Source organism: uncultured Bacteroides sp., from assembly GCF_902472605.1.
In the GTDB taxonomy this organism is placed as follows: Bacteria; Bacteroidota; Bacteroidia; order Bacteroidales; family Bacteroidaceae; genus Phocaeicola.
Genome location: NZ_CABROP010000024.1, coordinates 35752 through 47484, shown reverse-complemented (window position 1 = coordinate 47484; position 11733 = coordinate 35752). Strand labels below are relative to the sequence as shown.

Below are 11733 nucleotides of genomic sequence, written 5' to 3'. Positions count from 1 at the left end.
TATATTCTTTATACTTGTATGGAAATAGTCTGTTTCCAATCAGTAGTCCTCCCACAACTGATGCGAGGTCCTCTTTTTCCATCCAATATCCCTTACCGTCGTCACCTACTAAACGTATTTTTTTACCGTCCATGCTGGTTGCTTTCGTCATGTCAATTTCTCGTAAATCTCCTGCCATAGTTTTGTAAATTTTAATTGTTAATATTTAGTAATGTTATTAGCTTGGTATGTTATTGTAATAAACTGATGCAATCCAAAAATCTGCGAATCCTTGTAGGATATAAATTGAGTTACCTGCAAAAGTCACTGTAGAATTTCCTGCATACTTAACATTTCCCATTATCATGAATTTTCCTGAAGGTACTTTAACTATAATAGAAAGGCTTGTTTTTACATACAGATAAACAGTCCTACCATCTGCATTATCTCCCCAAGCCAGCAACAGCTCTGAATTATTTAATATTGATGATATGATAATCTTGTCATCCGAGATTGCGGAACCGTTAAATCCCCATATATCAATTCCAGATGATATGTATATCGGCTCGTATATCAGTGTCTTCCACGGTGTCCTTAATGAACCGCTTATATTTACATTTTGGAATGAACCGCTTGTAGCATTTATTTCACCTGTGACATGCGCATTCGTTTGCCAAGTTTCGCCTTTTTCATCAACGCGATAAGGTGCATTTTCAGGAGTCTCACTTCCGACCCATATCCGGATTTTGCTACCTTCTTCGCTACCTGAAAGACCAGCTGTTACCGTTCCATCTGATTTCTGTATCAGAAGCTGGTTTCCCTGCATGAATTTGATTTTTGCGTTCTTGGCAAGGATAAATGAGGCAAAAACAGCTCCAAAATTAGCTGAGAACTTAGACCAGTAACTTGTGTTCGTATAAGTTATACTTTCACTTGAAACATGTGTCTTTAAGCACAAGTACGCATCCCATCCTGTCTCTATAGCATCATTACGGACAAGCGCAACATTGACAATTCTCACAGACAGGCTTCCATCCGTAATGTTGCTGTCGTTCCGGTATTCGACTCCAAGTGCCCATTCAGAGTCTATGATAGATACTCCTTGAATCCCCTGTTGTCCGTCCTTTCCATCTTTTCCGTCAGCACCATCCTGTCCGTCTTTACCGGGAATACCCTGCTCGCCTTTTTCAGCAAGAACATCGTATTCAGCAGTATTCATTTCACCAGTAAGGATGTACCCACTGTTAGTCTTCAGACGATTCCCTTCACTGTCCATCAACGTGAACATAGGGGGATTGTATGTGGCTACCTTGGCGACGTAAGAGCTTCCGGCCATTGTGACTACACCCATTTTGGGGACAAGTAATCCATTATACCATGTGCCTAAATTTGTGTACCCGTCTCCTTTTTCTCCTTGCTCTCCCTTTATCTTCGTCCAAGAATACTTCCTGTAATCGGTTGAGTCATTCTGTTCAAAATCTGTATATTGCCCTATATACGATTTATTCGTAGAGTTTGACACGCTGAAATCTACGGAACCATCTGAGCTGTTAGAGTAAGCTATATGCAAGTAAGAAGTTTTACCGTTTTCACCGTTTATTCCAGCGATACCTTGTTCTCCTTTTTCTCCCTGCGCCCCTTCAAACCGAGACCACGTGTACTTCGTATAATCGTTGCTGTCCTGTTCTGTAAAATCAACATAAGTGCCAATATAGGTAGACGGAACTTCCGTCATAGGATTTCCGTTTGAGTTTGCGGAGTATTTTATGTGAAAATATGAGGTTCTTCCATCTTCGCCTTTTTCACCTTGAATACCCTGTTCACCTTTCTCTCCTTGCAAACCTTGTATGCCTTGGGCACCCTGCTCACCTTTAATCTTGGACCATTTGTAGTCAGATGGATTTGTGCTGTCATCAGGATTCAAGTCTGTCAGTACCCCAATGTAGTCTCCAGAATCTTCTCCATTATTACCGGTAAATGTCGAGCCTCCATCGTTTGAATACTTGATATGAAGGTAGTATGTTTTGCCGTCTGTCCCGTTGTAGCCTGGTATTCCCTGTTCACCTTTTTCACCTTGAATACCTTCAAAACGAGCCCATGCATATTTTGTATAATCTTCACTGTCAGCTTCTTCGAAATCCACGTAAGTACCTATATACTTGCTTGGTGTTTCGGTCATTGGGTATCCGTTCTCATTCTCAGAGTACTTTATATGGAAATACGATGTCTTACCATCTGCACCGTCTTTACCGGCAATTCCTTGTTCTCCCTTTTCTCCCTGCAAACCTTGAAGGCCATCTTCACCGTCTTTTCCCTTTTCAGCTATTATGTCATATTCAGCTGTATTGATTTCACCTGTGAGGATATATCCGTCATTGGTTTTTAGACGATTCCCTTCGCTGTCCATGAGTGTGAACATAGGGGGATTTGTGGTTGCTACCTTTGCGGCAAATGAATTTCCTCCCATTGTTACAACACCCAGATAAGGTACAATCATACCTTCATACCAGTGTCCTAAAACAGAGAAACCGTCACCTTTTTCTCCCTGAGAGCCAGTTTCACCTTTGACTTTTATAGGCTTACCCCAAGTACCTTCGGAAGAAGATGCTGCGACCTTCTGTGACATCCAAATAGTAGTTGATGTTGCATTTGTATGCCATCCGTTCGTAGTTCCGTCACCCGTAGGGGCAGAAGGCTCTGCTTCGCTGTCGTTATATGTAATATATACAGACAACCCGTTCTGACCGTCAGCTCCGTCTGTACCGTCCGTACCATCTACGACCATCAGCTTCCAAGCATTCCCATTGTAGATATATACACGACCGTTGTCTGTATCACGATAAGCCCAGTTCATCTGAGGATTTGCTGGTGCTTCCGACAAGTCACCTTTCCATACAATGCTAAGACCGTTTTCGCCGTTCTTACCGTCTACTCCGTCAATAGTCATTTGATACCAAGAACCATCCTGATATACATAAGACTTCTTGTCTGTCGTATTCTTATAAGCCCATCCGTTTTGCGGTCTTGACGGCGCACTTGCAAATTCTCCTTTCCATATAATGCTTGTTCCATCCTTACCGTCAACACCGTCAGCTCCATTCAATCCGTCTTTACCATCTTCACCTCGGAACTTACTCCATGTGTATTCAGATGGGTCAGTACCTTCAACTTCCGTTGTCTTGTTTACGGCAATACCGATATACTTCGTGCTATCAGTTGGCTGTTGATACATTGGATTACCGTCAGCATTATCTGAATAAACAATCCAAGTATAGTATTGAATGCCGTCCTCACCTTTTTCGCCTGGCACACCTTGCTCTCCCTTTATGTCAGACCAAGTATAGTCGTCGGGGTTATTGCTTTCAAGGGGGCTTTGCTTGTTGTATGCAAAACCGATATAAGCCTTTCCCGTAGGGTCGTTGGATATTCCATTTCCTTCTGCATCGTCAGCATATCTTATCCATGTATAGAATGTCTTTCCATCCTTACCATCCTGCCCTGCAACTCCGTCTAACCCATCCTTACCGTTGGTTCCGTCCGCTGCAATAAGCTGGTATTCTGCGTTGTTTATTTCACCCGTAAGTATATACCCTGATTCAGTCTTTATTCTGTTATTATTGTTGTCAAGAAGGGTATAATATGGCGGATTGTCTGTACCGTTTTTATTGATACACATAAATGAAGCATTACCCATTCTAACAACCCCTAAGTAAGGTACATGAAGTCCATTGTACCATCCTCCCATATTTACTACAGATTCTCCAGCTGGCCCTTGAATGACGCCTGCATCAGTCCATTTGCTGCCAGTCCATACCCACAAATGACCTTGTATCAGATAACCGTCACCTTCTTTGTTGCCTTCCTGCGAAAGTTCGGATTCATCATTCTTGCTTCCCAATATCCGGAAAGAGGTTCCGTCCTGGCCGTTTTCTCCCTTAGATACCTGCAACAACCAGTTGGGATTGTTTTCAGAAGGCTCTGTATTCGTTCCGCTTTCATTAACACACAGCCAAATGCACCCGTTATGTGATACACGATCGTAATAGAAGTATTGAGTGTTATTTATAAATGCTCCACGGTCGTTGGCAGTTATGACCGGTGTACCATCGGGTTTTACCTGTGTAATGTTTCCGGTAAAATACACGCTATTGGTGTACTCAGAGTATCCTTCCATATTAAGGCCGAAGACGTTTAGGTTCGACAGGTCTCCGGACTGCTTGGCTATGTTACCCTTACCGATTTCCCATGCATTCTGATGCCACAGATACCTTGTGTAAGTCCGGGTTTCGTAAACAGATGTCTGCCTGTCTTCACGCGTGAAACTGCCGTATGCCACAAATTTCATCTGCTCGAAAGGATCGAAAGAAAATTTCCAACTGTCTGATACGGGCCGAATCTGGTACTTGAACTGCTCGTTCCTGTCACCCATCACCTCGGTAATCGTGAAATAAACCGTGCAGAACCCTGCAAATGTCCGATTTCCACGGCTGTCATCCGTATCTTCAGTGGCATTGTCAGAAGATGTAAGCGAGTGGAATATACCCATACAGATGTCACCAACGGACACAGCTCCTATCTGCCCATCTTCAAGTTTTATAGTACATATCTTGTTTTCGGTATCAACCGTATCAATCAAACCTCCACCTGGCGCCCGCCATTTGTCCCCCAGAAATATTTCTATACTGTTGAAGCGAAATTCTGGAGTCTCAATGTATCGACGTGAAGTAAGGGACTCAACTTCGGCATTTCCGTTTTCGTCAATCTTTGCTCCGAATCCGGTCATTCCTTCTGCATATCCGTTTTTCCCGAAAATGGCACCAGCACGAAATATGGACGTCTGCAAGAATGTGAGTACTCCGATAACGGTGTCATTGAACTTCTTAGAGATAAACTCTGCTTTGGAGCGAAGAGCCGAAAATACATTGCTGTCAGAAGGTGCAGTCGAGTCGTTTACCTTAATTACATACACAACGCTACCTCCTCCACCTGTATAGGTCTGTCCTTTGTATGTGAGTGAATCCACCTTGTCCTCGATTTCTCCGATACGTGAGTAGGGCATACTCTCACCAATGGTATAGACCGTGCTGTCCCAAGGAATGTCCAAGTTCATTTCCCAACCCAAGACACGTGAGATGCGTCCGTTCTCAAAATAGGTGTCATCTACCAGATTGATGCGTTGACCGAACTCGAACGTGCGGGAAATCAAATCCTCTTTTACCCATGAACTGCTGAGGGTAGTAGGGTAGGTGCCATCATCCTTCTTCACTTTGTCGGCGTACTTCTGTGCCTTTTCCTTCAGTTCCTGTTCAGCTTCTGGGATATACTGGTCGGAAACCAGTTGGATGTCGAATCCGGAAAGGACATATTCGTCACCATTGGCAGGATACATCATATCATCGGGTAGGGGACGGCCATAGTCCTCATTTCGGACAATCTCCCAAAGCTGCTCGCCGCGAGTCTCGTCCTTCGGCTCAGGATTGAAGATAACTCCGAACTCCATGCCATTCAGCTTGCCGGACTGGAATTTGATTTTCAGCTCCTGTCCTTCGATGATATACTCTTCCTTGAACTCCAATCCGGTATCTTTGTAACGGTAGTAGATGACGGTCTCTTTCGTGCCGTCCTCATTATCCACTTCCTCGGTACGTGTGTGAACGTCGGACAAAGTACCAACACGACGGGGATAAACATCATCGAAAACAACCACGTCCTCGATGGCTTCTTCCTGAGACATTCCTTCGTATGCGTCAATATAGGGAGTATCGGCCGGAAGCATAAGCCGCTTCTGGACTACACCGTTCACCACGGCCTGTTCGTCGGTCGGACGGTAGTTCGTTGGGATATTCTTTGTTGAGCCAAACGCATAGATGCGGGTGGCATAAGTGCCCTGACTTTCACTGCGGGTGATGCTCGACGCTTCGAGACCACGCTCGATTTTAACGGCATCTCCGAACTCATTTCGCCCAAAATGAATCACGTTGTCCGTTATCCAGCAATCACAGTTCCACTTATCCTCGCCCGCCATAGAAAATAAGGCATCCAACAGGTTCATGTTTTCGTAAGTCATTGCTACGGCCTTGTTTTCTACGGTATCGTCTATGCTGAAAGTGAAGTCTGTTCCTCGGTAGTTGTATCCCAAAGCCTTCAGGTTTCGAAGGAATACACCAAGCTGTACATCAAGAGATGCAGTAAGCGACCATGACGCTTCGCTGCCTGCATGCTCCGGCGTGTACTTAAAAATCTTGTTCTTCCACTTCCAGTAGTAGGCGTTCATCTGAAGCTTATAGTCATAGCCTCCAGTGGAAGAGTTATAGGTTGGCTTCTGAAGGTCAGTTATCTCATAGATTTTTGCCAACTTTCCGCCGAGGGATTCATCCAATACGCCGGACAAGTCAACGTAGTCACCCAGTTTGAACGGAATGGGAGTGGACACCGAAAAAGGGAGGATGATATAGTCCTCTTTCATCAGCGTAAACTTTCCCTTGGCCCCTTTGTTGATGGAGGTGGAAAACCTTGTCTTTCCGGATATGTCCTTGATTTCAATCATATCCCCAAAGTTCATAAATAGAAAATGGAAGCCCTAAAAATCAGGGCTTCCATTTGAAACAATAAAGGGAATGTTCGTTATTCGTTTCTGTCCATCGGATTCGGTTCTTCAAATTTACTTGAAACCTTTCCGAAACAGCGGTCCAAACTCAACCCGTATGAAACACTTTTACCCAGGTAAACCAGCTTGTAAACCTCATTTCCGAGTACCGGCACCTTGATATTCACTGCTCCTTTCTCCAGTTCTGTCTGAAAGGCTTTCTTTTTGCTTCGGTAATCACTTTCCGAACTGCCTTCAATAGTGAACTGAAGAGTGATTTCGCGCGAATCCACTTTTGCGTTGTCTGTTATCACACGTTTTCCATGTTCCAACCGGCTTTCATTCTCAATGTAGTCTTTCATTTCATTGAACCCGTCGATGGCATCGAGGAAACTGTCTCCCATGCGGACACCCCATGTACTCCATGCGTCTTTCCCATTGATAAATAAATCTCCTGTCATAGTCTTGCTGTATTACGTTTCACTTCGGCGATGTCAGCCTGAATCTGCTTGATTGGTTTGACAATTTCGCCCGTATTCTCTCTGATTTGCTGCAACTCCAGATAGGAATTGGCCAGAATGGTACGTGTCTCATCGGCGATGTTGTACATTCCTGTTGCCTGTACTGTCAAGGCACTGATGGAACCTCGCAGTTCCGTGATAGCCACTGTCTGCTGCTGCTCTGCTTCCTCTATCCTAAGATTGGACTCATATACGGCTGTGAACCGCCCACTCAGTTCCCCGGCATCCTCGTGCGTCATTTCTGTTCCGAATCCGCGGCTGGAGGCTGATTGCTGCTCGGAGGAAGAACCTTCCCATCCCATAGCCTGCATGATGGCGTTACGCTCAGCTAAGGCATCACTGACCATCTGGTCCCATTGTGATTTTAGGTCGCTTTGTTCTGAACCGGACAAAGTACCGTCCGTCATCGAGTTTGCAAAGCTCTTGTACCACGTTTTCAAGCGGCTTGCATAGGTATCTGACATCATGCTTTCCACCACAGCCTGCTGCATCATCTTCTCGAAATTTTCTGCGAAGTCTTCCGCATCTGATTCCATGTCAAGTAGTTGGCTCTTGAACTCATCCCGGATATTGTCAAACGAGGTGTCGGTCAGCTTTTCGCGGTAAGTGTCCTCCAGTTCATCGAGCTGTTTCCAGTATTCAATATAGCTGTCCATATACTGTGAAGCGTTCTGATATCCATCGTCGGCGTATTGCTTGATTTTTGAGTATAGGTCTGTGGCGTTGTTTGCCACGTTGTACATCTGCTCACTGGTCAGGTTCCAGAAATCGCTGGCACTTGTCACCGAAACTCCTGCTGCATCACTGACACGTTTCCAGTCTTCGGCAGACATAGCGTCGTTGATTTTCTTATTACTTGAATGTGTGCCACCGATTCCAAGGAAACCGTTGCTATATGCAGCGGCAGAGCGTTGCATCATCTCTTTTGTATTGGCCATCTGCTCCTCGATATTCTTCTTCTGTTGTTCGTAAAGTCCAGTTGCATCGGCAACAGAACTTTCGTCCATCTTCTCAGCCAGATTATCGAGAGAGGCTTTCAAATCTTGATTGGATATTGTCAGTTTTTCCAAATCGTCTTTCAAATAAGGGTCACTTTCCTTATTTCCGATAAGTCCAAAGGTCAATGTGTCCCATATCCCCCCAACGGCTCTAAAGACACTACCGAAAAGATTGTCAACAAACCCATCAAGCCCCTGCGAGCTGATGGCATCTAAAAGAGAAAATGCGGCTCCAATGATTCCACCAAGTTTCTCGCTCCCATCTGCAAATATGTCTACTATATTACCGGCCAGGCTTCCGACTTGAGAAAGAGACATCTCTGAATTGGAGCCAAGCTGGGTAATTACATTCGACAAAGCGATAAGGTTGCTTGTCGTTTTGTCCGTTGACTTCTGCACATTGGTCTGAGCGTTCTGCTGTCTCTTCTGAGCATCGTTCAGCTTTTTTGTAGCAGCTTCCTTTTGCGCATCCGTACCATTCTTCATGGCTTCGTTGTATTCCTCCTGGGCTTGTGACAGTTCTTCCTGAGCCTTGGCAAGTTCGCTTAACTGTTCGGGTAGGTCGGCCAGCAATCCTCCTTTGTCGATGAGGCTTGATTGGATGTTGTTCAACGCCTCGTCAATGACCTTCTTCTGGTCAACAGCCATATTCTTGTATTCTTCGGAGTTCTTGAAGTCCCTAAGCTGCTGCTTTACCTTGTTCAAGGATTCTTTGGATACCTTGTCCAAATCACCGAATACAAGTTCCCAGTTGATACCCTGTTTTAGCTTTTCAAGATCAAGGGAGGAAAGTGCCTTTTCCATTTCTTTTTGGAGTATATCCTTGTCTCCCTGAGTAGTGGCTTCTGATATTTTACGAGCGTACTCATCGGTGATGGCCTGTCTTTTTTGCATGAATGTGCCGTAGTTTTTCAGATAGCGTTCATTGGCCTCGATTTCATCTTTGAGCCGGTCGTTTACTTGCTTATTCTTAGTGTTGTCGTAAATACTGTCAAACATGGAAGTATCAACAGTAACAGAAGATGATTCAAAACTTTTCTTTTTATACTTTGGGTTTTGTTTTGCCTTTAACTCTTCTGTGGCTTCGAATATTTCTTTCTGCCGCTGTACTTCCTTTTGGATATACTCTTCTTTAGCCCTGTCAATAGCTTGTAATTCTTTCTTATTATCAAGCTCACGTTGTGCAAGTATCTTCTCTCTTCCATCGGCCATAGCATTAATACGTGCCTGTTCAACCTGATTCTCTAATTCTACAGCTTCTTTTGCACGTTCTAATGCCTGTTTACGTTCCAAGTCTGAAAGTTTCCCTCCAGCTGATGTTGTCGCGTTCTCTCTTGACACATCCTTGTTCCTGACTCCGGTAAGTGTTTCCAACGTCTTTTCTGCACTCTGCAACTCTTTCTCCTTTGCCTTAATAGCAGATTCTACAGTCTTACCAGTCTCTGCCTGCAATTTTCCGCTTCGAAGGTCGGCAATCTCTTTTTTGAGTGTCTTGATACGCTTTGTGGCATTTTCTACTTCTTTGGATATTGTAGATTGTGGGGATTCTTTTTTATCGGATAAAGACGATTCTTCAATCTCTTTTTCCAAAGCATTAATAGCAGAAATAGTTTCATCTAATGCTTCCTTTGCCTTATTGGCTTTTTTTTCTGCGCTGCTTCTCTCTTGTGCTGTATACAGCTGTAATCTCGCTCCAGATTCGCCATAAAACTCTCCAAGTGGATTTTCTTTCTTTACTCTTTCAAAATTTTCTTGACTTGATTTATAGTCTTTTTCTTGGACACGTTTCTTTCTGTATAACTCCTCCAGCTCTTCCTGAGCAGCTTTCATCCGTATCTGCTTTTCCAGTTGCGTCAGATAGGATTTAATAGCCTCTGTGTTGTTGTTTATCAGTCGGCCCTCTTCATCAAGACTGGCATTGTAAGATGGGATGATGGCCTGCAAATCAGACAAGGCTTTCTTCTTCTGGTCAAGAGACGAAGTTTCACTTTTCAATACGCCGGACAACCTGTCAACCGTTGCTGCCTGCTTGGAAAATTCCTCATCGGCCTTTTTGTTCACCGAATTAAGCGTCTCCTGTGCTACAGTGGCTTCATTGGTTCTCTTGGTGTACATGTAAATAGCCGTACCGATTCCTACCAGCGTTGCTAACAGAGCAACATATACATTGGATTTTGAAGCGACATTGAAAGCCTGTTGTGCAGCGGTGGCCAGTCCCAATTCCTTTCTGTACATTACTATCAGACGGATACTTTCAACAAATCCGACCGCCTTCTGCGCTACGGCTGCGGTAATCAACGCGGCCTTGTACGTTCCGTATGCTGCAATCAGTCCGCCCATAACAGACAACACATCATCAAGACTTTCCACCAAGTCCTCGGCTGTACCGATGCCAAACTCAAAAACTTCCTTATACTTGTTCCCGAACTCATTCATTTTCTGGAAGAGGGTATCTTCGATATTCGACAGTCGCTGGGGCCACGTCCCGGCGGAACTTTCCATAAGGTTGGCAAACTTTCCTCCTTCGGATGTCATGTTTTTGAAGGCCTGTTCGACCTCCTTAAACCCTACCTTACCTTCCTTCACAAGTTCACTTACCTGGTCTTTAGAAACTCCTAATACCTTGGCCAGTTCTTCGTAGATTGGAATGCCTCGTCCGGCGAATTGGCGGATGTCTACAGTCATGGCCCGTCCTTGTGTTCTCAATGTTCCATACAGATAAATAAGCTGTCCGATAGGAATCTGCAATCCGGAAGCCACATCTCCAAGCATGGAAAGTTCATTCACGACATTATCGGCCGAGGAACCGTATGCCAGAAGCTGTTTTGCTCCGGTCGCTACATCGTCAAGATTGAATGGTGTTTTGGCCGCGAACTGGACAATATCGGCGATGAGCTGGTCCGCTTTTGATTTGTCCTGAAGGATGGTTGAAAGAGCTACCTGTAACTGCTGCATCTTTCCGGTTGCTTCAATCACATCGGATCCGAATTTCTTTATCGCCACCAGTCCACCGATTTCAACGGCTGTACGCTTTAAAGAATCCGTCAGGGATTTTACTATCTCATCAGCGTTGTTCGTCCCACTGGAAAATTCCTTGTACTCTCTCGTAAGTTTCCTCACTTCGAGCCTGTTTCTGGCCTGCTGGTCCTGTAATTCGCCAAGGGAATATCTCTGCTCGTTCAAGGCTGCTTTAGCCCGGTTCAGTTCAGCTAATTTAGCTTTTGAATTAGGAGAATACTTACCCATCTTTGAATATTCATCAGACAGCCGTCTGACATCATCCTGCGTATCACGGATGATTTTCCTTTGTTTTATGATTTCCTCTGTCAGTTCATCGGAGGCCTTTGACGCGGAATTAAGCTTTTTCTTCAAATCATTCTCCATCACAGCACCAGCCTTGGCCGCTTCTGTCACCAGCCCCATCATCTGTTGGCGAGCAGATGCCAGTTGAGTTTCCAAAGCCTTGGCGGCTGCGGGGGATTTGTTCACGTCCATCTTTTTGAGTTGGGCTTCCAGCTTCTCACATTCCTTCCTCAGACGGATAACCTCATCATAATCTGAACTGACTTTAAAGTATAGTGTAGCCATATCTATTTCTTGTTTCTTCTTCTGCGCGAAGCCATGTCCTTACCCTGTACCTTTGTAACCT

3 protein-coding genes are annotated in these 11733 nt (G+C 44.7%); all 3 read right to left on the bottom strand.

Annotation, left to right across the window (positions count from 1 at the left end; genetic code table 11):
• Positions 1-217: 217 nt before the first annotated feature.
• The 3 genes from RDP42_RS07370 to RDP42_RS07360 all read right to left on the bottom strand — a co-directional run bounded on the left by RDP42_RS07370 (position 218) and on the right by RDP42_RS07360 (position 11672).
• Positions 218-6526, bottom strand: coding sequence for a hypothetical protein (locus RDP42_RS07370; RefSeq protein ID WP_308763172.1), 6309 nt, complete (start codon positions 6524-6526; stop codon positions 218-220).
• A gap of 77 nt (positions 6527-6603) precedes the next feature.
• Complete coding sequence (locus tag RDP42_RS07365) at positions 6604-7026, bottom strand: hypothetical protein (RefSeq protein ID WP_308763171.1); 423 nt, start codon at positions 7024-7026, stop codon at positions 6604-6606.
• A complete protein-coding gene (locus RDP42_RS07360) occupies positions 7023-11672 on the bottom strand; it encodes a tape measure protein (RefSeq protein ID WP_308763170.1) in 4650 nt (1549 codons plus the stop codon). The genes RDP42_RS07365 and RDP42_RS07360 overlap by 4 nt, the downstream gene beginning before the upstream one ends.
• Between the last annotated feature and the right edge of the window lie 61 nt (positions 11673-11733).

Bases quoted from the DNA above. Each gene is read 5' to 3' on its own strand.
- RDP42_RS07360 (WP_308763170.1), bottom strand. From the start codon at position 11,672: ATGGCTACACTATACTTTAAAGTCAGTTCAGATTATGATGAGGTTATC.
- RDP42_RS07365 (WP_308763171.1), bottom strand. From the start codon at position 7,026: ATGACAGGAGATTTATTTATCAATGGGAAAGACGCATGGAGTACATGG.
- RDP42_RS07370 (WP_308763172.1), bottom strand. From the start codon at position 6,526: ATGATTGAAATCAAGGACATATCCGGAAAGACAAGGTTTTCCACCTCC.